This window comes from Sphingobium sp. V4 (assembly GCF_029590555.1).
Taxonomy (GTDB): Bacteria; Pseudomonadota; Alphaproteobacteria; order Sphingomonadales; family Sphingomonadaceae; genus Sphingobium.
Genome location: NZ_CP081001.1, coordinates 1092183 through 1115408, shown reverse-complemented (window position 1 = coordinate 1115408; position 23226 = coordinate 1092183). Strand labels below are relative to the sequence as shown.

Annotated in this window: 16 protein-coding genes; 2 read left to right on the top strand and 14 right to left on the bottom strand. The window is 57.2% G+C overall.

What is annotated here, in order from left to right; translation table 11 throughout:
* Positions 1 to 2 precede the first annotated feature (2 nt).
* The 4 genes from K3M67_RS05775 to K3M67_RS05760 form a co-directional block, all read right to left on the bottom strand.
* Entirely contained in the window at positions 3 to 1427 is a 1425-nt protein-coding gene (locus K3M67_RS05775) for an IS4 family transposase (RefSeq protein ID WP_285832560.1), read from the bottom strand.
* Between the two features lie 192 nt (positions 1428 to 1619).
* Positions 1620 to 2318: a nitroreductase gene (locus tag K3M67_RS05770; RefSeq protein WP_285832896.1), complete on the bottom strand. Its 699-nt coding sequence runs from the start codon at positions 2316 to 2318 to the stop codon at positions 1620 to 1622.
* Between the two features lie 62 nt (positions 2319 to 2380).
* On the bottom strand, positions 2381 to 3622 hold the full coding sequence (locus K3M67_RS05765; protein WP_285832559.1) for a CoA transferase: 1242 nt from the start codon (positions 3620 to 3622) through the stop codon (positions 2381 to 2383).
* Positions 3623 to 4031: 409 nt separating this feature from the next.
* Complete coding sequence (locus K3M67_RS05760; RefSeq protein ID WP_285832558.1) at positions 4032 to 6254, bottom strand: molybdopterin-containing oxidoreductase family protein; 2223 nt, start codon at positions 6252 to 6254, stop codon at positions 4032 to 4034.
* A 446-nt stretch (positions 6255 to 6700) separates the two neighbouring features.
* Here K3M67_RS05760 and K3M67_RS05755 point away from each other — a divergent pair, with 446 nt between their 5' ends.
* Positions 6701 to 9169, top strand: coding sequence for a TonB-dependent receptor (locus K3M67_RS05755; RefSeq protein WP_285832557.1), 2469 nt, complete (start codon positions 6701 to 6703; stop codon positions 9167 to 9169).
* 132 nt (positions 9170 to 9301) lie between these two features.
* On the opposite strand, the gene K3M67_RS05750 is transcribed toward K3M67_RS05755, so the two are convergent.
* The 9 genes from K3M67_RS05750 to K3M67_RS05710 all read right to left on the bottom strand — a co-directional run bounded on the left by K3M67_RS05750 (position 9302) and on the right by K3M67_RS05710 (position 20029).
* The gene (locus K3M67_RS05750; protein ID WP_502958893.1) at positions 9302 to 9739 is read right to left on the bottom strand and encodes a transposase; all 438 of its coding nucleotides are present in this window, start codon (positions 9737 to 9739) and stop codon (positions 9302 to 9304) included.
* A 495-nt stretch (positions 9740 to 10234) separates the two neighbouring features.
* Positions 10235 to 11368: a nitronate monooxygenase gene (locus tag K3M67_RS05745; RefSeq protein ID WP_285832556.1), complete on the bottom strand. Its 1134-nt coding sequence runs from the start codon at positions 11366 to 11368 to the stop codon at positions 10235 to 10237.
* 80 nt (positions 11369 to 11448) lie between these two features.
* Positions 11449 to 12537 carry a Zn-dependent alcohol dehydrogenase gene (locus K3M67_RS05740; protein ID WP_285832555.1) on the bottom strand — a complete coding sequence of 363 codons (1089 nt, stop codon included), beginning with the start codon at positions 12535 to 12537 and terminating at the stop codon, positions 11449 to 11451.
* A gap of 102 nt (positions 12538 to 12639) precedes the next feature.
* A complete protein-coding gene (locus K3M67_RS05735) occupies positions 12640 to 15042 on the bottom strand; it encodes a TonB-dependent receptor (protein WP_285832554.1) in 2403 nt (800 codons plus the stop codon).
* Between the two features lie 158 nt (positions 15043 to 15200).
* On the bottom strand, positions 15201 to 16295 hold the full coding sequence (locus K3M67_RS05730; RefSeq protein ID WP_285832553.1) for an NAD(P)-dependent alcohol dehydrogenase: 1095 nt from the start codon (positions 16293 to 16295) through the stop codon (positions 15201 to 15203).
* A gap of 20 nt (positions 16296 to 16315) precedes the next feature.
* On the bottom strand, positions 16316 to 17554 hold the full coding sequence (locus K3M67_RS05725) for an epoxide hydrolase family protein (protein ID WP_285832552.1): 1239 nt from the start codon (positions 17552 to 17554) through the stop codon (positions 16316 to 16318).
* Entirely contained in the window at positions 17497 to 18276 is a 780-nt protein-coding gene (locus tag K3M67_RS05720) for an SDR family NAD(P)-dependent oxidoreductase (RefSeq protein WP_285832551.1), read from the bottom strand. The genes K3M67_RS05725 and K3M67_RS05720 overlap by 58 nt, the downstream gene beginning before the upstream one ends.
* 32 nt (positions 18277 to 18308) lie before the next feature.
* Positions 18309 to 19028, bottom strand: a complete 720-nt coding sequence (locus K3M67_RS05715) for a nitroreductase family protein (protein WP_285832550.1) — start codon at positions 19026 to 19028, stop codon at positions 18309 to 18311.
* 200 nt (positions 19029 to 19228) lie between these two features.
* Positions 19229 to 20029, bottom strand: coding sequence for an SDR family NAD(P)-dependent oxidoreductase (locus K3M67_RS05710; protein ID WP_285832549.1), 801 nt, complete (start codon positions 20027 to 20029; stop codon positions 19229 to 19231).
* 245 nt (positions 20030 to 20274) lie between these two features.
* Here K3M67_RS05710 and K3M67_RS05705 point away from each other — a divergent pair, with 245 nt between their 5' ends.
* The gene (locus tag K3M67_RS05705; protein ID WP_285832548.1) at positions 20275 to 21474 is read left to right on the top strand and encodes a cytochrome P450; all 1200 of its coding nucleotides are present in this window, start codon (positions 20275 to 20277) and stop codon (positions 21472 to 21474) included.
* 15 nt (positions 21475 to 21489) lie between these two features.
* On the opposite strand, the gene K3M67_RS05700 is transcribed toward K3M67_RS05705, so the two are convergent.
* Positions 21490 to 23163 (bottom strand): AMP-binding protein, encoded by a 1674-nt coding sequence (locus tag K3M67_RS05700; RefSeq protein ID WP_285832547.1) that lies wholly within the window; start codon positions 23161 to 23163, stop codon positions 21490 to 21492.
* Positions 23164 to 23226: the final 63 nt, after the last annotated feature.

The following is a 23226-nucleotide window of genomic DNA, read 5'->3' as shown; positions in this document are numbered from 1 at the left end:
TTTCAATTACCCACAAGTGGTTCGGCGGCGAGCTCGACCCCAAGTCGGATGTCCATGAGTCGGGTCCAACCTCGCCACATGATCATGTTGCCGGGCGGCGGATCGTGTCGTCGACCGAGATAGCCGCCCAAGCGCGCGATCTCAGTCAGGTACGATGAAATCGGCGGCGCGCTTGCAGTCATTCTCCCGGCGCGGGCGGCAATTCGGTCAATGAGCGCGATCTCGGTGGCTGTCAGTGCGGACCCGGGATCATCATTGGGGCGCGCTCTGTTCAGCATCGTGAGCCAGAAGATTCGCCAGCCCAGAATGCAGAATATGGCTATCAGGTTGACCAGTCGCTCGGCTGCGCGCAGCTTGAGTTTCTCGGCGTTGAAGCCTGACTTGAGGATCTTGAAGAACAGCTCGATCTTCCATCTCATCGAGTACCAGGCCATTTTCTCGATCGCCTCCGCGGCCGTTCCGACAGGAAGATCGGTGAGCAGCTTCCAGTCAATCGGTTTGCGCCCTTCGGGAGGGTCGACTTCCACGGCGTGGATCACGGTCAAGCTGAGTGGTGGGTAGCGCCGCGCTTTGCCAATGGGCGGCAGAACGCCGATGCGCTTGTACTTCAGGGCCAGTTTTACGCGGCTACCGTCGGCGATCTCGAACTGGTGATGTCCCTCGACAGCGACCTCGGCCATCTCGGCCGACACGGTGTGCTTGCCGTCGCCGGCCAGACGATCAACGCAAGTGCGGACGACAAAATGGGTCCCGAGCTCCTGCGTCGCGCAGTAGAATTCATAGATGTCGTTCTCGCGATCGCCGACGTGAACGATGCGGGCGGGATCCCCTCCGAGCAATGCCGTCGAGCCGCGCATATTCTCGAGCCAGCGAATGCTTTCTTTTGTCTCGATCGGCACGCGGGTCTGGTTGACCTTGCGTTTGAGCGCCAGCAGCCCTTTGAATTGTGCACGGCTCCAGAAGCGGGCAGCCGTCAAGCCGAGGGGAAGCCCTTCAAGCGTGATGGCCAGACTGGCATGCATCATCACGCCGCACAGCTTGTGCTGACGCCAGCGGCCTTCCTTGTCGCGCCCGCTGTTCACATGCTTGGTGTAGCCGATGCTATCTGGTGCTGATCGCTGGTAGACGAATTCTGTGGTGTCCTGCAGCACCAGCAGGGTGCCATCGCAGCTGGCTGCACGACGCGCTGTCGCTTGGAAATGGCCAGCCAGAATGTGCTCTTCGGTGACCGAGCTGTTCGACAAGAAGCGGTACGCCGCTTTGGTGTTTGCCCAGTCTTCGCACGCCAACGGCAGCGGCTGACCTGTTGCGCTGTCCAAGCAGCACATCAGTTTGCGCAGCCGATTACCAAGCCGAGCATCGCCGAACCCGGTGTTGTCTATTTCTCCGTCGATCCAGGTCTCACCTTCATCTCCGTCGTTCGCCATAGCACGCACCCCGCAGGTTCCGTGCCTGAGCAGGAATCACAGCCGAGTCAGGGGCTTCAAACGTAATGCGCTCACGGGAATCACGCGTGCGACCACTTGTGGGTAATTGAAAGCCAGACCGGACGCTTACAGCGCTGCAGACGATAATCACGTTAAATTCGTCCTTATGTCGGTTGGCGAAAGGCTCTGGACCTATTCGTGAAATGTAACAGCTTCGAGAAGCGAAACACGCTCGGTAACAGCAGCGTTCGCTGGATGCTCCTCATCAGGATAGCCGAATGCAATGCCAACAAGCAGGCGATGTTCATCCGGAACGTTCAACTCCCGATGAACGATGTCAGCATAGTGACTGAGGGCGCCCTGTGCACAGGAAGCTAGACCGTTTGCGGTGAAAGCAAGAAGCAGAGTCTGGATGTAGATCCCGCAATCGGACGCCTCGTGAATGTCAGCATGGGGGGGAATAAAAATGAAAACGGCATGCGGCGCGTCAAAAAAACGGAAATTTCGCAAGAATGATTGATTGCGAGCCACGACATCATTCCGCGCAATCCCTTGCGCTCCGAACAAAGCGACAGCAGCACCAATTTGTCTTGCCCGATATTCCCCCGTGTAGGCATCCGGGATAGGAATGTCGGGGGTTGGACGTACTCTGTTGACTGCAGCCTCATGCATTAAGGTCCGCACGCGCTCGGCAGAGCCCCCCGAAACGACATGAGCAATCCACGGCTGCGTATTGCAGTTTGAGGGCGCTTGTTGAGCCGTTGTGAATATCTTCTCAAGCAGAGGCTTTGGTACAGGATCTGTCCGAAATCCGCGTACGGAACGACGATCGCGCACCAGCTTTTCAAAAAATACGGCGGACTGCGAGGTCCCCTCAGGCTGTTCTTTCATCAAATGAAACTCACGATGGATGGGATGCGTTCAGGGCAAGTTCGGCAGCTATGGCGTAACCTTTAAACCTCTATCGAACGCTTTCTTGTGCGTGGTTCGGATTGGCGTGCAATAGTCCGACTGGTATAAAATGCTGCGATTTCTTCCGCCGAATATCCCAGTTCGGCAAGGACTTCGTCGTTGTCCATACCGAAGAGCGGTGCAGCGCGCCAGTGTCGCCCAGGATTGTTTCGGAACTTCGGCACGGGGCCTACAGACTTGATTTTCTCTCCGTTGAAGGCTTCCCATTCATCAAGGGTCTCGCGAGCAAGAACGTGTGGATCATGCTCTATGTCCGCCAGCGTATTGACTTTGGACACAGGAAGGCCTGCGGTGATCATTTCTTTCTCCGCCTCATCGACAGTCTTAGTAAGAAGGTAAGCTGCGATCGCGTCGGAGAATTTCCTTCCATTGGGCTTGGCAATCTGCATACCGGAGATGCCCTCTGGGAACTCTGCCGAACCATATTCGAGGCCGAAGAACGGAATGGCCTTCTTCAGAACACCGGTGCCGGTAAGGCACAGTTGGATATATTCACCATCCTTGCAAGGCAGGCAAGTCCAGCCAGCCACCCAATAGGGATAACCGACCCTGGCCACAGGCTCTTTGTCGGTAAAGTAATTGCCCTGATCGCACTGCACCTTCATAATGCACTCGTACATAGCGACGTCGACGCTTTCGCCCACTCCAGATTGCTTGACGCGATGCAGCGCAGCCAGAATGCCCACTACTTGGAAAAGTCCGGCAACATAGTCGGCGGTCGCCGGTGCGGCATATGGCGCGGTAACTCCGTTGGAGTTCAGGTCGATATATCCACCGAAGGCTTGGGCGATCGCATCATAAGAGGGCCGTTCAACATACTCCTTCAATCCTGTTTCGCCAAAGCCACTTAAGTGGGCAATGATGAGCCTCGGATTGATCTGCCAGAGGACCTCATCGGTGAGACCCCATTTCTCATATTGTCCGCCCTTACTGTTCTCGATGAAAATATCAGCTTCTCGGATGATGCGGGCAAAGATTTCCCGGCCCTGCTCACTCGGAAGATCGAGCGCCATGGTCCGCTGATTTTGCCGCTCGGTCTGGAAAAACCGGCGGCCACTGAGCCGCGATGGATCAGGTGAGCGCGCATTTTCGAGCCACAAAACATCAGCGCCGTGCTCCGCAAGCAACTCCGCACCGAAAGGACCGGCGATATTGGAGGTTGCATGGACTACTTTCACGCCGCGAAGGCAGCCAAAGTCCGGTAAAGCCTTGTTTCCGAGCATTTAAATCCTTTCCGGTCATTCGTGCAACTTTGGTCCGCCCTGCCGCCGCGGAACGCCTTAGAAGGTATCGGCTACTACAAAAGCGCCAATCAATCAACCGTTCAGTTGGGAGAAAATATCGTCTCAAGCCCAATACGATAGCGAGGTTATTGCTGCCAATGATCTCGCCAGAAGCAATTGCCGATGTGGTCAATACAGCCCAGTCACCTGTTCCCGATTGACAGGACTATGGAAACAGTCGCCACCTGGAGAATGCCAATAAGATTTCAAGTATATTCTATCGTTAGAATCGTGAATAGTGGCTGGCCGCTGGCCGCACCCCATCTTTTGTTGAAATCTGCCGATATTTCAACTTTGCCGAACTTCCAGACCTGCCCAAAGAGATTCGAAATTTCGAGGCTCCCGATTGTCAAAGCGAAACGATGCGGATTGGCAAGGCACCCATTCGCGGAATACCTGTTATCGGATCGGGTCTATCCTCAACGCTAATCAACCTGCCGACGTTGGCACCTTCCGTTGATGGGTCTTCATCATCGCCCGGATTTCCACCAAAGCAATGGCTCATCGAAACAACACCCGGCCGTATTTCCTTGTCCTCCTCGACGATGGCGCGCACCTCCCCGAACCGTGATTGAACGAGCACTTGATCACCGCTGGAGATCGCAAAGCGTGAAGCATCAGCTGGGTTGATCGACAGCGGATTATATGGCTTCTTGCTGTTAAGGCTCGGACTTGCGCGCCCATAGGAATTGACGAGGTGATTCACGCGCCTTGGTACGAGTAGGAGAGGATAATCCTCTGCGTCGACACCACCAGAACTTTCGACGGCAATCTGCTCGAGTTCGCCCATCATGGTGCTGTTTCCGAGATCCAATCGCGCCATACACGCGGGATCGCGTTCACGGACTCGCTCTTTGACTTCCGCGAAGATATGGCCATGTGGATAGTTCTTCACCTCCGCCAACGGAATTCGTGACGTTTGAAGCAATAATTCGATCAGTTCGTCAGTCGAAGGACGGTCAGTCATATCGAGCTCCACGCTGTGACACGGCGCTTCCCTATGCGGCCCAATGCCGTAATGGCTATGGATCGTAAGCGGCAAACCCATATGCTTTGCCAACTCATAAAAGAACTCCCAGTCTCCCATCAGGTCTGATCCCGCCGGGGGATCGACAATCGCCGGCGCGTACCGCGCATAGGGCTGGTCGAGGCCCCGCGAATGGGCGTTGTATTTTATCGCCTCCATTAAGAGGCTGGTACCCGGCGTCTCCAAAATTAAAGAAGGTGGCAGGACATAGTCGGCCAGCCTCGCGGTCGCGTTCATTTCCGGATCCAATACCACAAGAAGGTCGAGCTTCCGCAACGCCTCATGGGTTCGCCTTTGATCGGGGAAAGCCATCATCGGATTCCCGCCTAGGCAGAAGAGCGCCTTGATCTGACCCTCACCCTCCAGCAGTATCTCATCAGCAAGCGCGGCCACCGGGAGACCACTCGCATTTCCACGCAATCCCCGCACGCGAAGTTGCGCGCCGCTGGCTTCCGGATAAGGTGCGATCGGTTGAGCCCGAGCGGACCATGCAGGAAGAAGAACGTTGGGCTTCTGGAGAACGTCGCCCGCCCGTGCCCAGTGACCACACAAAGTCGTCAGGCAGTTAGCGAGATATTCGGTGAGCGTCCCATATGTCGCGAAACTCGGTCCAGTCCCACAGAAAATGCCGCTGCTACGTGCCCGAGCCAGCACATGGGCCGCCTCGATGAGGTCGGCCTCTTCCACCCCGGCTCTAGCCGCAACTGCTGCGGGCTTGAAGGACGCGACAGCGCTTTCTAGTGCCTCCAACCCATCCGCGTTTGCGTCCACGAAATCGGCGTCGAACAGGCGCTCAGCAATGATGACATGGACGATCGCCGCAAGCACCGCGGGATCATTGCCTGGTAGGCATTGCAGGTGAATATGGGCACGCCGCGCAACCTCGCTGCGCCGTGGATCGATGACGATCAGCTTAAGGCCCCGATTGACTGCTTCCTTAAGCCGCATACCCGGGTTGTTTTGAGGAAAACCGCCCGTCTTGCTGATGATGGGATTGCTCCCTACAAGAATCCAAGCCTCCGCATCTTCAAAAGAGGGATGGCCCGCTTCCCAAAGCCCGTGACGTGCCTGCGCAATCTGCATGCCTGGCTTATCGATCGTGTTGACCGAGAAAAACATGGTGGAGCCGAGCGCGTCCAACCAAGCCTTTGCGACGGTAAGCGGAAGAGAGGAACTAGTGCTGCCAGTGCCGTAATATACCGCAATTGCCTGCGGTCCATGTCGATCAATGATCGAGCGAACGCGATCTGAGATTTCCTCTACGACTGCTGCGCTTGGAACCGGCACAAAGCCTCGGTCGACGTGACGGCGCAGGCACTGCAGCAATCGTTGTGGACCGTAATGCAGGTCAGGAAGGGCCCTTCCCTTCGGGCAGGTGTAGCCATCAAACAACGGTGCGTCCGGATCGCCGGCTACTTTAACAGCTCGACCGTTCTCAACTGTAACCATAATCGGGCAGTAGCCGACGCAAAGCCGGCACAGACCAGGGTATATGCCGTCAGGCCGCCCTCTAGACGTCCGGTGTTTGGACTGAATATCTACCATTCTTCAAGCCTTCCCCGGCATACACCATTTAGGTATGGAAAAATCCTGCTTTTGCGCACGGGGGGCGATCACCCGCTTCGCCCTCGCCACTACCGCCGATCATCCCTAGCAAACGGCGATCTACCATATAGACAGTTGATAGTCTCACGTTAATCGGTGATGACATAAAAATCGCAGCGTCGAACCATTTCCATCCATCCATTCCATATCGAATATTGCTTTGTCTTCCGCGGCTACGATATCCGAGCGAGCCGTTAAAACCTCGCTTTGACTCAGGTTGGCATCGATCGATCGCGCTCAAGGTCGGCCTGCGTCTTTCCCGCAACGTCCGCTCGGAATCGGATGTCGGCGCTTGCCCTCTTGCCATTCCTCCGCATAAAAGCTACCGACTGACTAGTTGACCGACGCAGCGGCTAATGAACCGTAGCATGTAAGGGGAGGAAATAATGAAATTTCGATCAGTTCGCCGCGCATTGGCGATCGGCGCGAGCATTGCCGCCCTGGCAGTGAATGGTTCCGCGTGGGCGCAGAGCCAGACCGTTCCGCAAGACACGCAGCAACCGATTTCAGGCGCCTCCGTTACTGCGGCACCAACTACAGAGCAATATCAGGGCGGGCAAGACCGAGGATCCCCAGTCACCGGATCGACGGGCGGTCTGGAAGATATCATCGTAACCGCGCGTCGCAGTTCAGAATCCTTGCTCAAAGTGCCAGTCGCGGTGACAGCGCTGTCATCGGACGCGCTTGTCCGTAATAATGTTACCACGCTAGAATCGGCTGCCCAATTGGTTCCGTTCGTGACACTTGCCCGCTTCGCTGCGGGGAACGGAGCTCTTCTCTCTATCCGTGGCATTGGGTCGACCCCAACCGATGCGGGGGTTCAGCAGAGCGTACTTGTAAACTTTGACAATGTGCTCGTCGGGCGAGGCCGCCTGATACAACAAGGCCTTTATGACCTTGCGCAGATGGAAGTACTAAAGGGTCCGCAAGCACTCTTCTATGGAAAAAATTCACCTGCTGGGGTCATATCGATTACGACAGCTGATCCGGGCAATAAGCTTGAAGGGTATGCGCGTGCCGGCTACGAGTTCGTAGCTGATGAACGCTACTTCGAAGGCGCAATCGGCGGCCCGGTAACCGACACTCTAAAAGTTCGCTTGGCCGGTCGCTATGCAGCGATGGATGGATACATCCACAATTCGGCTCCCGCCCAGCCTTTCCCCAATACGCCCGCCTTTGCTCCCTGGATTGCGGCCGGCGCCACACTGCCAGGCGCCTCGGCGCGTCTTGGACCGAACACTGAAGATATTGGCGCGCGTTTGACGGTTGTCTGGGATGCAACGCCTTCGCTGAACATCAAGCTAAAATATAGCTATGGCCGGGCCAGGAATGCTGGCGACGATGAATTGTACATCCTTTATTGCGGGCGTGGCATAACGCATCCGTCCGCATATGGCTCGCTGGACCTGAACGGAGATTGTGCGTTCGACCGCCATACTTCCGTCAGCGACTTCCCCGCAGTGCTGACCGCCAACATGCCTGAGGCAAACGGAGGCGTGCCCTATGGGCGGCTAACCACGCACATCGCTTCGCTAAATGCGAACTGGGAGATTAACGATCAGCTCAAGTTAGCTGCAATCACAGGGTTCTATGATCTGCGAAACACATCTTCATTCGTTGCTAACCAGACGTCCTTTGCCGGTATCTACAACGTCGCCGAAGAGCACACTTGGTCGATTGCACAGGAGCTTAGGCTGTCGAGCGATTTCGATGCTCCGGTGAACTTTGTGATCGGTGGTTATATCGATCGAATTCATCAGTGGAACAATAATCACTCGGCGATTGCACCGCTGCCGGTCGACCCTGCTACGGGCAAATATTACACTTACGATCGGTTGATCGACTTCGTATCGACGTCTCAGTCCGTGTTCGGCCAAATCATTTGGGACATCACTCCCTCACTCGAACTAACCGCCGGCGCGCGGTATACTCGCGACAAACGTGATTCGCTGGACGGGCTCACCTATGTAAATCCCGCATTCGCGGCGAATCTGCGTGCGCAGGGTAATTATCTTGATCGCATTTACAGGGGCAGCAACTATTCGCCGGAAGCTACGCTAAGTTGGAGACCCGATGCGCGTCAGACGCTCTACATCGCTTATAAAACTGGCTACAAATCCGGCGGTTTTTCCTATCCCGCAATCTTGATCCCTTCGTTTACGGACGAGAACACGACGTTCAAGCCGGAAACCGCGAAGGGATTTGAACTGGGTTATAAGGCCCAGTTGCTAGACAATCGACTACGCTTGGAGATCGCGGCATACCGGACGAATTATAAGAACCAGCAACTCAGTTCGTTCGACGCCACACTCAACAGCTTCATCGTGAGCAACGCTGGGAGAACCCGCGTACAGGGCATCGAAATGCAGGTTGCCTATGTTCCGATAGAAGGTCTCAACCTGCGTGGCGCTTTGGGCTACAATGATGCGAAGTATCAGTCCTACGTGGGTGCAGCTTGCATCGCCGGATCGCCAGCGGGTTGCCTGGCAGATCTGAGCGGCAGGAGGCTGCCACGTGCACCTAAATGGTCGGGGAACTTCGGCGCCACCTATGACATGTCGCTTGGCAATGATCTCAAGCTTGGCTTCAACGGCGATGCGTTTTATTCCTCGTCATACAATACGCTGGATTCCTTGGATCCCGAGACAGTCCAGGCTTCTTTCTGGAAGTTGAACGCGGGCATTTCCATTGGCGCTGAGGACGATACGTGGAAACTGTCGTTCATCGGTCGCAATCTCACCAATGAGTTCATCAATCTGTTTGGAAACGATTCTTCACGGGGCTCGCCGGGCGACTATATCGGCGTTCCCGCTCGACCGCGCGAATTCGTGATCGAAGGAACATATCGCTTCTGACAGCGCGGCGGGCAGAGACGGAAGTCTGGGCGTTGAGCGGTCTGGAACCCAACCGGCCGCTCTGCCCTTGCTTCGTGTCAACGGGTCCCGAACTTTCCCCAGATGTGGGTTCTCCCGAACTTTCGGTGCAGGTCATGCCATGATCCGCGCCCGGAGTAGATCGATCCCGGCGCGACCATACATGGATCGCTTGATAAGCTTGAGCTTGTTGATCTTGCCTTCGACCGGACCGGTGCTCCAGGGCAACGTCAACGCGGCACGAAAGGCGTCGATATCGCGCCGGATGCCACGCGCGAATGAGCCGATCGCGCTCCCCAGCGCCTGCGTGAGCCACGGATCAAGGCCTGCGGCATTCCGTCCGACCAGGATGTCGTGGAACTGCCGGGCGAGATCCGCCGCTTGCGCGATCACTGGCGAGGCGGCGCGCACCGCCTCGACGAACCGGACGTCGTCTTCGCGGAGTATCCCGCCGGGTGCAGTGAAGAGTTTAGCCGCATGGCGCGACGATGGTGGCTTCCAGCGTGAGCACGCCAACGATGGCGCATCATGCCGTGACAGGCCGTCGCGCAACTTTGCGACTCGTTCGATGCGGCAAATGCACCCATCGAGGATTGGCTTGAGGCCTGGAGAGAGCAAGGAAATCCAGCCGGAACGAGGAACCGTGGCGGATGCCAATCCAGGAGCACAAAGGCGCACGAGGCCCCTCTGTCCTTATCCCCTTTGGGCGAAATACGTCGCCGGGAACCCCAATACTGCCGATAGCTTCAAGTGCGCCCCGTGACACCAGCGTATTCCAGTCAAGCAAATCCTTATCATGAATGCCGGTCGCCCACGTCTGAATGATGAGGTAGTGACGCAACGCGCCGTCTCATCTATCGTATTTTGAAGAAGCTGCCTTGAAAAGCAACGCGAAGTGTGCCCTTATATCTCTGATGAAGAGCGTTCAAAATCGATCCGATCCTAAGATAATATTGTACGCAAGGGTTAATAGATTTGACCGACTTGCCTTTACGCACTTCGGTTCAGAACATTGCCGTTCCATCCGCAATGAGTTAATCGCACACATCATGATGATACGAGAGAATTCAACTTCTCAACCGATTCAAGAAAATCTCTTTTGAAGTCCTGCACCACGCTGCCCGCCGATGAGATGCGCTCGATCAGTCCGACCCCCTGTCCAACGGCATGAGTAACAATCGCTCGAGCCTTTTCATTACCTGCCTGCGCCGCCTGATCGGCAGCTTTAAGAGCAGCCTCGCTTAGCAGCGACATCAGTGGCATCGGCAGGGGTCCAGGGCTTGCGGGATCGTTTTCCCAAGCATCAGTCCACGCTGACCGCAGATTGCGGCACGGTTTACCGGTGCGTGTACGTGTCCGAACGGTATCGCGGCTGGAAGCAGCAAGCATTTTATCCTTGAGAACCGGAGATGATTCACCTTCGCTCGTCGCGAGCCAGATCGAACCCGTCCACGCTCCCGCAGCCCCCATGGCCATCGCCGCGGCCATCTGCCTCCCCGTCGCAATGCCTCCCGCAGCCAAGACGGGAACATTCCCCAAGGAACGAACCGCCTCAATAACTTCCGGCACCAGCACCATCGTCGATACCTCCCCACAATGGCCCGCTGCCTCGGTTCCCTGTGCGATAAGGATGTCGACTCCTGCAGCGACCTGATTGACGGCATGCTCTTTCGAGCCAATTAACGCGCCGACCAGAACCCCTCTTGCGTGCGCGGCATCGATCATATCCTGAGGCGCCATGCCAAGTGCATTGACCACGAGCTTCACGGGATGGCGCAACGCGACTTCCAACGTGGCGCGACCGGATGCCGGATCGAATGGAGGACGGCGTTCGTCGGTTTCCGCCCGAGAAACAGGGGGAACATCCGCAGCCTCGAGAATATGGGCAGCGAACTCCTTGTGTGCCTGGGGTACGCGTTGGAGCAAATCGCTATACGTCAGCTCGGGCTCACCTTTCGTTGCGAGCTTTTGCGGGAAAACGAGGTCAACGCCATAGGGCCGGCCCTGGACGTGCGCATCGATCCAGTCCAATTCAATTTCGACCTCTTCAGGCGTCCGATTGACGATCCCGAGCACACCAAACCCGCCTGCCCGGCTGACAGCTGCCACAACGTCCCGGCAATGGCTAAATGCAAACAAGGGAAACTCAAGGTCCAGCCTATTGCACAGTTCGTTATTCATGGCTGCTCCCAGTGTATATTGCTCAAGGTTTAATTCCCTGGACGGCTGATGGGCACCGACCTTCCCGCCCGCTCTGCATGTCAATCAAAGGTAATGACGCTACGGATCACCTCACCGTTGCGCATTGCATCGAAGGCCTCATTTATGTCCTCCAGCCCGATCTTACGGCTCACCATGCTCGCTAGATCGAGTTTGCCGCTCTCAGCCAGCCCAATCAACATAGGCAAGTGATAGCGCGACTGCGCCGAGCCATAGAGCGAGCCGCGGACCTGCTTTTCCTCCGCGAAGAAGCCACGACCGGATAATATATAATCGGAACCTGCTGGCGGCATACCTACCGCCACCATGATTCCACGCCTACGCAGCGAAGCAAAAACCTGTTGCGCAACCGCGGGTATCCCTGTCACTTCGAAGGCGAAATCGACGCCGCGGGCGTCCGTAGCCTCCCGCAACGCCTCCACCGGATCCTGCGCGATGGGATCTATCAAATCGGTAGCGCCGAATTGCTGCGCCACCTGTCGTTTGAGTGGCGCAGGATCCACCGCGAAAATTCGCCCGGCTCCAGCCAGCCTTGCTCCCTGCACGACTGACTGTCCGACGCCCCCACAGCCAAATATAGCGACCGTCGATCCGGGCGTCACTTGCGCCGTCCAAAGGGCCGCACCCACGCCGGTCGTGACGCCGCATCCCACTAATGCGACTTGTTCCAGGGGAACGTCAGTCCGGATCGGCACTGCAAGTGTTTCACTGATCTGGAACTCTTCGGCAAAAGCACCGATTCCCGCCAGAGCCAAAGCTCGGGACCCGTCTTCGCGCAAAAAACCCTGGCTCGTCGCCACCAGCCCAAATGTTTCGCAATGCTGGCTTTCCCCACGTTGGCAGTGCCAACATTCCCCGCACACGGGAAAGAGGCTGACGACCACGATGTCGCCAACCTTGCATCGACTTACCGCAGAACCGGTTTCGACGACCTCGCCGACCGCCTCATGGCCATAGACCATGGGAAACATTTCGGCGGGTCCGTTCTTACCCTCATGGTAGGAAAGGTCGGAATGGCACACGCCGCAAGCGCGGGTGCGGATGCGAACTTCCCGGTCGCCCAGACCGCCGAAATTCACATCTTCGATAACGATCCGTTCGTTCGGTCGAACGGCAATGGCAGCTCGCATTGGGTCTCTCCTGCGATATCCAATCAATCTTTAGGTAATATCAACCATCAAAAGAGATGGCGCGCCGGAGCGCGCCATTCAGTTGGGAGAAACAAGCTGCGCTCAAAACCGGACGGTACCCTGAAGCGCGATTTCACGGGTTCTGCCGAAATATCCAATATACTCCCCGGGTAGACCGCGCGCCTTATCCTGCGAGAAAGTGAGCGTATATTGATTTGTGAGATTGCGGCCAATAAGGCTCAACTCATATTTGTCATCCTCGGACGCAATGCCGATCGATGCGTTTACCTTAAACCACTGATTCTGGGTTTCGAAGGGATCAAGATTGTCCGAGGCATTGTAACTGCTGGAGTAAATCCCGCCACCATATAGCTTCACCTTCAAGCCGTCACCGACGGCACCCTCATAATTGATGCCGATAGTTCCCGCCCATTTGGGCGCTCTCGGAGCCTGATGACCGCTCAAATCCTGAGCAGTAGCTGTCCCGACGCCAGTCGGGACACACCCCTGCGCCACAGTCTGGCCGGCCCAGCATCCTGCGCCTTCATACTTTATGTAGTGCGCATCATTGTAACCCAGCGAAGCATTCAGGCTGAGTCCGTTCGATACCCTCCAATTGAGTAAGCCTTCTATACCTTGCACCCGCGTTTCACCCGCGTTCCTGATCAGGAAACCCAGCGAATCCGGTACGAAGATCGAAACCTGCTGGCTCGAATAATTATAACGATAGCCGACCAATTCCACGCGCAAGCGTCGATCGAACAATTCTCCCTTATAGCCGACTTCAAACCCCCGCGCCTTTTCAGGATCGAACCGCGTGGAAGCGTCGGTGTAACCTCTCGAGAAAACAGGCGGCGCCGAAAACCCACCTGATTTATATCCCTGCTTGTAAGACAGATAGATCATTTGCCCATCAGCGGGCTTCCATCGCAGGGTCGCCTCCGGCGACCAATCTGTGAAGGTGGTCGACCGATCGAAGAAGGCAGGTTCTAGAAAAGAGGCCGCCAAAGGATGTATATAGGCATTGCCATTATAATCCGACTTCTTCTCTGAAGTGTAGCGCACGCCAGCGCTCAGCTCAAGCTGATCGGTCACATCATAGCGCAGCTGTCCGAAAGCGGACCATGTTGTTGTCTTCTGGTCCGTCAAGCGATCATATGTGAAATAGCTACCGCGTACGGGGTCCAATCCCAAGTTAAGAATGTATGAATAGGAATGGTTAAGTTGCTTCTGGTCGCCGTAGTAACCGCCTATCACGAAATTGACTGGAAATTCAAATTGCGAAGAAAGCCGCAGCTCTTGAGAAAACCCGGTCGCATTTTCGGACTGGGCAGCCAAATTATTGCCTAGGCCGTCATGATATGAGTTCTGTGCGCCACGGTACTTCAGATTATAATATCCCGTAATGGACGAAAGCGACAGGCCACCGAAATTATAATCCAGCTCAAGCCCTGCAAGGTGTGACTTGGTTGTCCCATAAGGCACACCCCCATTGGCAAGCGGGTAATTGACCGTAAGACCGACCGGGAAGCCACTGTGATTGACCCGTCCATTCGCACGACAGTCATTCTGCACGTCGGGAATGCCGAACGCGGTAGCATGGGTGGTGCGGCTGGGGTCGCAAAACGCTTCATTGGTTGCGTTATCGCCATCTGAATGACTTAGACCGTAAGTATACTTCAGTTTTGCAGTGAAATCACTGTTAGGCTGCCACTTCACAGTGATCCGCCCGCTCGTATCATCTGTCCGCGGCGCGCGGCGGGAAACGCCCGCCGGCACCGGAAAAGCAGCAAGAAACGGAGCAACAGGCGTGAGCGGATTGACCGCGTAGCCCGTGGCATCGTTCTTCAGCCAGCCGTCAGCAGCTCCGATCCGGCCCGCGAAGCGCACCCCCACAGTGTCGGATAGGGGCACGGAAATCCCGCCTTCCAGGATGCGCTCCCGCGCATTAAATTCGTAAGAGGCGCGTACATAGCCTTCCAGGTGGTCCTCCGGATCCTTGGTAGTGATCGAAATCACGCCGCCTGGAGTGTTCTTGCCATAGAATAAGGCTTGGGGCCCCTTCAATACTTCGACCTGCGCGATATCATATTGCGCTGCGGAAATGATGCGCGGCCGGCCGATAAAAACGTTGTCCATGTTCACGAGAACAGCCTGGGAAACCCCGACGTCAATCGCGAACGAGCCCACGCCGCGAATGACGAAGCCGCCGCCGCTTCCGCTGCTCGTTTTTGTGATCTGGACGAAGGGGATGTTCTCAGCGATCTTGGACAAGTCGTTCGCGTTGGTACGTGCCAGCGCTTCACCGGACTGGACGGCGACCTGCACCGGAACGTTGATGTATGATTCAGACGCTCGACGGGCGGTGACGATAATGTCCCCGGCCGAAGCATCCGTTGCTGAGCCACCTTGATCTGCCGACTGAGCCATCGCAGGCTGTGAAAATGCGATAAGGCCAAGCGCCGACGCCCCGCAAAACAGTGTCCGTTGGACGATGTTTTTCATGTTCCCCTCCTTGAGTGTCTAAATTGGCAGCAAGCTGCAGGACCTTCTTAGCCCACTCAACCAGCCAGTCAATATTGCGTCATCCAAACGGTTGACTTGGACATCCCGAGATCCCGGCCGCTGCCCACACTGTTTGCTGTCTTGCCCAAGGACAAGCTTCAGCAGTCCATAACCAAGACCGGTTTGATCACTTCGCCCAACTCCGCAGCGCGGCATGCCTCCTCTATCGCCGAAAATGGAAATGTCGTGACCAACTGATCTATTGGAAACGTGCCCTGGCGATAGAGTTCGATCAGTTCAGGGATGAAGACCGACGAAGAGATATGACCGCAGGAATGCGAGCTAACCGTGCGGCCGCCAGCCATCATCGGCGAAAGAGGGAGAGTTACAGTTGCGCCAGGCGCCAGAAGCAACAATGTCTTGAGAGGCGCTACCAAAGGGACCAGACGGGTAATCAACGCCTGGACCCCGGTCGTATCGATAACGGCATCGAAACCGTTCGGGGCAAGCGCCGAAAGTTCGTCAAACGCCGCCTCGCCTTGCTGCGCATCGACAACATGCGTGGCTCCGAATTTGCCGGCAGCGAGCAGACGCGCCGGGTGCTTCTCCATGACCGCAATGGTGCCGCAGCCCGCGATGCGCGCCGCCATGGCCGCCGCGATCCCGACCGGGCCAGCTCCGCAGATGAGGATGCTCGATCCCGGATCGGGCATCAGCCGCTTGAGAACCGCGCCGGCCCCCGTCTGAATCCCGCACCCCAACTGGCCCAAGATGGACATGTCGATATCTGCGGGAACCTTCACCGTGTTCCGGACGGTCGCCAACGCATAAGTGGCGAAGGAGGACTGGCCAAAGAAGGATCCGCGCAAACCCGCCTCATCGATGATCCTGCTGGTGCCATCCCCTCGAAGCCCCGTGATATTAAGTGGGCGCAACTGATCGCAATAGGGCTCATGGCCCGAATGGCACATCGGACAATGGCCACAGGAATCCGCGGTCAGCACGACATGATCGCCCGGAGCGATCTGCTGAACCTCGGATCCAACCTTCACAACCACGCCGGCGCCTTCGTGCCCGAGGATGACGGGCAACGGCAGCGGAAGGTGCTGATCGCGCACTGCGATGTCTGTGTGGCATATACCGGTCGCATGGATGCGTACCAGAACCTCGTCCGCGCGCGGATCCTCGAGCTCATGTTCTTCGAACAGGAAAGGCCCACCCGGTGAACGCACAACTGCAGCAAGTGTTTTCATAACAGGGCTTCCATTTCTGATCATGGGGTCTGTGGCGGGGCGCAGTCTGCGAAGAAGGCGCGCAAATCGGCTATCATTGCCTGCGGCTGTTCCATCGGCGCAAAATGACCGCCATTGCTCATTGAGGTCCAGCGTTTGAGATTATAATATTGCTGCGCCCATTTCCGGGGCATATGCATGACCTCTTTCGGAAACACGGGCACCGCGACGGGAGCCTCGACAACCGGCGAGCGATCATGGGAAGCTATCCACGGCCGGTTGGTTGTCTCATAATATAGCCTTGCCGCGGTACCGAAGCTCTGGGTTACCCAATAGATCATGGCGGTATCCAGAAGATCGTCCTTGCTGAAACGGCTCTCCACCTCGCCCGAACAGTCACTCCAGCTTCGGCGTTTCTCGACAATCCAGGCCAAGAGTCCGACAGGTGAATCATTGGCTGAGAAGGAATGCGTCCTCGGCCGGGTCTTCTGCAGCAAGGCATAGCCGTAACCGTCGGCCCTGAACCTCAGGTTCGCGGCCAACCACTCCTGTTCGGTATCGCTGTAAAGTGCGGGATCGACCCCGCCACCACCGCTGAGCGCGTCGAGCGGCAACATCAACGGAAAATGGACGCCGAAGACTCTATCGGCATATTTGTGCCCGAGCTGTGCCGTGACAAATGCGCCCCAGTCAGAACCGGCCGCGCCAAACGAAGCATAGCCCAGCGCCGTCATCAATTCCGCCCAGAGATCCGCGATTTCCCAGAACGCGATCCCGTTAGCGGCGGGACCTGAGAATCCGTAGCCGGGGAGCGAGGGAATAACGAGATCGAACGCGTCCCTCGGATCACCGCCATGCGCGGCGGGATCGCTGAGTGGGCCAATCAGCTTCCTGTAATCCCAAAAGGTCCAGGGCCAACCATGGGTCAATATCAGCGGCTTTGGAGAAGGCCCCTTCCCTTTGATCCACATAAAATGGATGGGGATATCCCGTATTTCCATGCGAAAATTAGGATATGCGTTGATGGCCGCTTCTGTTTTGCGCCAGTCATAGCCGTACAGCCAGTAGTCGGCCAACTCGCGCAAATAGACGCCATTGGTTCCAAATGACCAGTCGTCGCCTCCGAAATCTCCGCCCCATCGCGTTCGGTGGATCCTGTCTTCCAGTTCGGCGAGTTCCGCATCGGAAACCGCCACTTCGAATGGTTGGAGCTCTTTTAACATCAGCTGTCGATAACCTTCCGTCCGCCACCGAGGGGAATATTCCAGCCGGTCAGCCAACTTGACGCTTTCGATGCCAGGTAGATGACCGTACCGGCGATGTCCTCGCTCGCGCCGATCCGGCCACCAAGGGGCGACGCGACACTTGCTCTGAACTCGGGATCATCAAGCATATGAGCCGTCAGTCTTGACGGAAAGAAGCCCGGAGAAATCGCATTGACCGTGATATTCTCTCCGGCCAGTTCCCTCGCCAGATGCTCGTTGAGCATCAACATCGCGGCTTTGCTCGTGGAATAGGGAAAATTCGACCGGTCCGCGGCCCGCATACCATTTAGCGAAGCGATATTGATGATCCGCGCTGGATCTTCGACGGTAGCCACTCTTCGCAAAAGGGGCAGCAATGCCTGCACGAGCATCAATGTCGATGCGACATTCAGATCGTAGACCTTCATCATCGACGATTTCTCGACGGAGCCCAGGGGAGCTTCCCATGTGCGCCCCGCATTATTGACGAGAATATCCAGTCTTTGCATCGGCGTGATGGCGGCCAAAATGGCGGCGAGCCCCTCATCCGACTGAATGTCGGCCACGACACCCCGGCAACGACCGAGAGCGGCAAGCTCAGCTTCCGTCGTGGCGACCTGATCCACCTTGCGCGCGCAAATGAAGACATCCGCGCCCGCACGGACCAGCCCCTCGGCTATCATGCGCCCGATACCAGCCGTTCCGCCCGTCACGAGCGCGACCTTACCCCGAATATCGAACAAACCGCTGATATCCACCGCCTCTCCTCCCGATCGCAACATTCCAATTGTTACGAAATGAATTCCGCCACTTGCTCTAGCGGGGCACGGCCTGTCCTGAAATTGTTGACGGGCTGAGACTGGTCGGCATAGCCGAAAGAAATGCCGCACAGCAGCAGGCGCCCGGGTGGAATATTGAAGTAACTGCGGACGAAGTCACTATGCATTGCAATGGCCGCCTGAGCTGCCGTCGCCAGTCCGGCCGCTTGCGCCGCAAGGAGAAACTGCCCCATGTAAAACCCGCAATCCAGGATGCCATACGGCCCCAACGCTTGTTCGCTGGTGACAAGCGCCACATGGGGTGCCCCGAATAGGCGAAAATTCTCCAGGGTCTGCCGACGGGAAGCCTCGCGGTCTCCCTTCTCTATCCCCAGGGCACCATAGAGTTGCTTGCCAACCTGCTTGCGCCTCTCATCGAACCGACCAACATAGGGGCCCGGAAACGGCACGTCCGAATGCGGCGGGGCGCCACTCAGAGCATGGGCATAAAGTGCGTCTGCGAATCGCCGCGTGGCATCCCCCTCGGTAACAACAACCTGCCACGGCTGAGTGTTACACCAGGTGGCGGTTCGCTGAGCTACCTGCAGCAAGCGCTCAATGAGCGGACGCGGAACCTGAGCCGAGTCGAACGCCCGGCAGGTAAAGCGAGATAAAGCGAGCGCTTCGAACTCTTCAAGTGATTGCTCGTGCTTGTGAGCAAGGCCATCACCACCCAACGGTTCCAATTGCATACCCCTCCAATTCGCGCGATCATCACGCCCCTGCCCCCTCCATCATCGGATAAACCTGCCGCGAGGAGAGCATTTTTTCAACCATATGGTTGGTAATCCCGCAGCCATTCGCAGTCAAGCTCAGCATCCGGGCGCGCGCTTGCGATGACCGGCAGGGGCGTTCCACGCCGACGATCAGGGCAGATATCGTCGGGCCAAGCTCATGGTGTCGCGATATCGGCGCGAACACAAAGATTTGCGGCCGACCACCCCCCATCGACCATCAGATTCTGGCCCGTGATATAGCTGGCCATATTCGAGGATAAGAATAAAATGGCTTTGGCAACCTCATCCGCTTCCCCGCGGCGAGCAAGGGGCACGCCATTCTTGCGCATGAAGTTGTCCCGCGCCTCGGTCCGCGGCAACCGCGGTGTCACGATCGAACCGGGTCCAACGGAGTTCACGCGAATGCCGTGGTCAGCCCATTCCACCGCCATGCTGCGCACAAGTTGCACAAGGCCTGCCTTGGCGGCGCCATAAGCGGCATGATTGGGCGCCGCCTGTATTCCGCTGACCGAAGTGACGCAGGTCATCACGCCGGGCCGACGTCGGGAAACCATCAGCTTGGCGACCTCGCGGCTAATCAGGAACACTTGCCGAAGGTTGAGTTCATGATCGAGATTCCAGGTCTCGAGGGGCATCTCGATCAGCGACGCCCAATGTGAAACACCTACGATGTTCACAAGGACGTCGATCCCGCCCAGTTCGCCTTCAGCCGCCGCAACCAACGAGGGGACGTCTTCGTGGCGCAGAACATCCCCGACGACCGGGACGCCCTCTACGCCAAGCGCCCTGACCTGTTCGGTCACCGCTGCGGCATTATCGGCTACGAAGTCGCACACCGCTACATCACAGCCAGCCTCAGCCAGGCGAAGCGAAATGCACGCTCCAATTCCCGCTCCGCCACCGATAACGAGGGCGCGCTTGCCCTGCAGCCCCAGCATTTCCCGCAATTCAGCCATCCCTTCCAGATCATAAGATCAGCGCCTTGCCACAACCGAACATCCTGGGACGATTGGCGGCGAGACCGACAGTTGATAGGAGAAGATCCTCCCCCTTGCCAACCGTTGAGTTGAAAGTTAGCCTTCTATTCCACTTGGAATTGGTTTTCCCGGCCATAACGACGGCATAGAAAAAATACGCGGGTTCGTCATTCAGGAGCGAAGCCCAGGCATTGACTGGAGTCGGTCCAGCAGCAGGAGAGGAAATGGTGATCAAGATGGATGGCAATCTTCCGCAGCACCTCATATTCGATTTCGACCTCTTCAACGATGACCGGCTCAAGCGAGAGGATATCCATCTAGGCTATCGCGACCTGCTGGCTGAGGCCCCGCCGGTGTTCTTTACACCCCGAAACGGTGGCCATTGGGTCGTCCAGAGCTATGATCTGGTGACCGAGCTGCTCAAGGATCATAACCGTTTTTCGGCCGCCGAACGTTCCATTCCCAAGGCCCAGACGGCGTTCCCGATGATCCCTCTGTACCTCGATCCACCTGAGCACGGTCCCTATCGCAGCGAGCTGATGCGGTATTTCTCACCCGCAGTGGTACGCAAACTCAATGACCAGATTCGAACCTGGGCGAGGCGCCTCATCGCAGACGTAGCGGACAAGGGAGGTTGCGAGTTTACCGAAGCGATCGGCGCGCGGTTCCCGGTATCGGTCTTCATGGAAATCATGGGAATGCCGCTCGAGCGGTTCCCCGAATTCCGCCAGATCGTCGGAGAATATTTCGCACATTGGAGCGATCCGGTGAAGCGCGACGCAATGCGCGAGTTTGTCACCGGCCAGATGCGCGAGATTACGGCGCAGCGGCGCGTAGAACCTCGAGATGACTTTTTTTCGCACCTCGTCACCATGTCGATCCGCGGCCGTGACCTGACCGATCAGGAAATTGAATCGATTACACTGATGATGTTCGTCGCAGGTCTGGATACCGTCGCCGGAACCTTGGGTTTCACCTATCGTAATCTCGCCGAGCGACCCGATATTCAGCAGCAACTTCGTGAAAATCCCGAGCGCATCGGCGCCTTTGTCGAGGAGTCGTTGCGGCGCTATTCGGTTGTGCTACCGCCCAGGGTCGCGACCCAGGATTGCCGGCTGGGTGAGGCCGACGTGCGCGCCGGCGATATGATCCTCGCTTCGCTGCCGGGTGCTGGCTTCGATCCCTCCATCTATGCCGCCCCCGAAAAGTTTGAACTCGACCGGACTCGGCCTACACTCGCCTTTGGCACCGGAGCGCATGTCTGCCTCGGTAACTTTCTTGCCCGCGCGGAAATGCGGATTCTGACCGAAGAGTGGGTGAAAGCGATCCCAACATTCCGGCGCAAACCCGGCAGCCCATCGCTTTCCCGTTTGGGTCCTATCCTGGCGCTCGACACTCTCGAACTTGAATGGGACCGCTGCTGAGCGACGCCCGTTCGCTCAGCTCCTTCTTTGTGACTTATCGACCATCAGGCCAATCGCCTCAAGGTCGATTGCGTCACCCACTCCCCGGTCGCGCAACAGCCGCTTCATCACGCGGCCCGTCGTTGGAGTGAGCGGAAACGCATCCATCACTTCGACGAACCGCGGGATGGCGAAATATGGCACATTGCGCCGAAGGAAATCAAAAAAGGCAGCCATGTCGAGATCCATGTCTGCCTTCAAGATCAGGCAGGCCTTGATGTCGTCTTCCCCAAGCGGCGATGGCACGGCGTGAACCGCCACCTGATGCACGGAATGGAATTTGCCGATCGCATCCTCGAGCTCAACGGCGGAAACATTCTCGCCACGCCGACGCATCGAATCAGTCTTGCGTCCCTGGAACAGGCAAAACCCGTCAGGATCGACCGAGGCAAGGTCGCCCGTATGATACCAAAGTCCCGCGAACGCCTCCAGCGTCTTCTCGGGCTTACCCCAATAGCCGGAAAACATCATCTCCGGTTCGAGAGGTCGGACGCAAAGCTCTCCGATCTCGCCGGTCGGCACGGGGAATCCGTCATCGTCAAGCAGGGCTATATCGAAATAATATCCGGCGTGCCCGATCGTACCTCGCTTACGCGCGGCATGATCAAGGTGCGCCTTCGTAAAAGCCATGCCTTCGGTCTGCCCAAATCCCAAGGTCGTTGCGACGAGCCCAAAGCGTTGCTCGAACTGTTCCTGATCTTCCGCGCGAACCGCATTGGCGGTGACATACCGCACCTTGTGGTCGGTGACATCCGTTTCCGGCGGCAGCGCGAGAACAGCCTTGACCATCGCTGCGACCATGCTGACCCAGGTTGCGCCCACTTCCCTCACCCGCGAGAAAAAGAGGCGCGCACTGAACTGGGCGTCAAAGCAGGTTGGCGCGCCGACAAGAAGCGCCTGGCCAAGTTGACGCACGCCGGCCGCAGCGTGGAACAGCGGCATGGCCGAGTAGAGCACATCGTCCGGCCGCAGCATCCCCGCGCGAATGTCAGACCAGGGCTGGCTCAGATAATAGCCGTGGCTCAGCATGCAGCCCTTAGGCAATCCGGTTGTGCCTGAAGTGTACATGATGAGCGCGATATCGTGCATCGTAAGCGCAACAACCGGACAAGGTTCAGCCGTCGCGGACAGTGTCGCGAACGCGTGGACGGCGACGCCGTCCGCCACGACAGGACTCTCTTGCCCCTCTTGGCCGTTGCCTTCATCGAGCAGCACGATAGCCCGCAAGTCCGGCAAGCCACCTGCAACATCCGCCAGCGCGCGGGATCCCGATGCATCCGTAACCAATATTCTCGAAGCACTATCCCGCAACTGATAGGCTAGGAATTCGCCCTTCAGGAAGATATTGAGCGGCACCATGATCGCCCCAAGCTTTGTTAAAGCCAGGAATATCAGCACCATTTCAACCCGGTTGGGAAGCAGCACCGCTACACGATCACCTTTCGCGATACCCAGCTGTCCGAAGCCCGCGGCGATCCTGTCCGAACGCTCATCGCACTCTTTGAATGTCAGCCATGGCGATTCACATTGGACGAAGCGCGCATCCGGCTTCAGCTTCGCCCAATGGCGAAGGCGGTCCGGTATTATCCGCCACGGCTTCAACTCATCAAGGAGTGCTTTAACATCATCCTCGCCAAGTGGCTCCGCCATAATTCCTCCCCATAATCCAAGATATCCCTGCCCCATCGGGCATGTGCCGCCGCGAAGCCCGCA

Bases quoted from the DNA above. Each gene is read 5' to 3' on its own strand.
- K3M67_RS05775 (WP_285832560.1), bottom strand. From the start codon at position 1,427: ATGGCGAACGACGGAGATGAAGGTGAGACCTGGATCGACGGAGAAATA.
- K3M67_RS05770 (WP_285832896.1), bottom strand. From the start codon at position 2,318: ATGAAAGAACAGCCTGAGGGGACCTCGCAGTCCGCCGTATTTTTTGAA.
- K3M67_RS05765 (WP_285832559.1), bottom strand. From the start codon at position 3,622: ATGCTCGGAAACAAGGCTTTACCGGACTTTGGCTGCCTTCGCGGCGTG.
- K3M67_RS05760 (WP_285832558.1), bottom strand. From the start codon at position 6,254: ATGGTAGATATTCAGTCCAAACACCGGACGTCTAGAGGGCGGCCTGAC.
- K3M67_RS05755 (WP_285832557.1), top strand. From the start codon at position 6,701: ATGAAATTTCGATCAGTTCGCCGCGCATTGGCGATCGGCGCGAGCATT.
- K3M67_RS05745 (WP_285832556.1), bottom strand. From the start codon at position 11,368: ATGAATAACGAACTGTGCAATAGGCTGGACCTTGAGTTTCCCTTGTTT.
- K3M67_RS05740 (WP_285832555.1), bottom strand. From the start codon at position 12,537: ATGCGAGCTGCCATTGCCGTTCGACCGAACGAACGGATCGTTATCGAA.
- K3M67_RS05735 (WP_285832554.1), bottom strand. From the start codon at position 15,042: ATGAAAAACATCGTCCAACGGACACTGTTTTGCGGGGCGTCGGCGCTT.
- K3M67_RS05730 (WP_285832553.1), bottom strand. From the start codon at position 16,295: ATGAAAACACTTGCTGCAGTTGTGCGTTCACCGGGTGGGCCTTTCCTG.
- K3M67_RS05715 (WP_285832550.1), bottom strand. From the start codon at position 19,028: ATGCAATTGGAACCGTTGGGTGGTGATGGCCTTGCTCACAAGCACGAG.
- K3M67_RS05710 (WP_285832549.1), bottom strand. From the start codon at position 20,029: ATGGCTGAATTGCGGGAAATGCTGGGGCTGCAGGGCAAGCGCGCCCTC.
- K3M67_RS05705 (WP_285832548.1), top strand. From the start codon at position 20,275: ATGGTGATCAAGATGGATGGCAATCTTCCGCAGCACCTCATATTCGAT.
- K3M67_RS05700 (WP_285832547.1), bottom strand. From the start codon at position 23,163: ATGGCGGAGCCACTTGGCGAGGATGATGTTAAAGCACTCCTTGATGAG.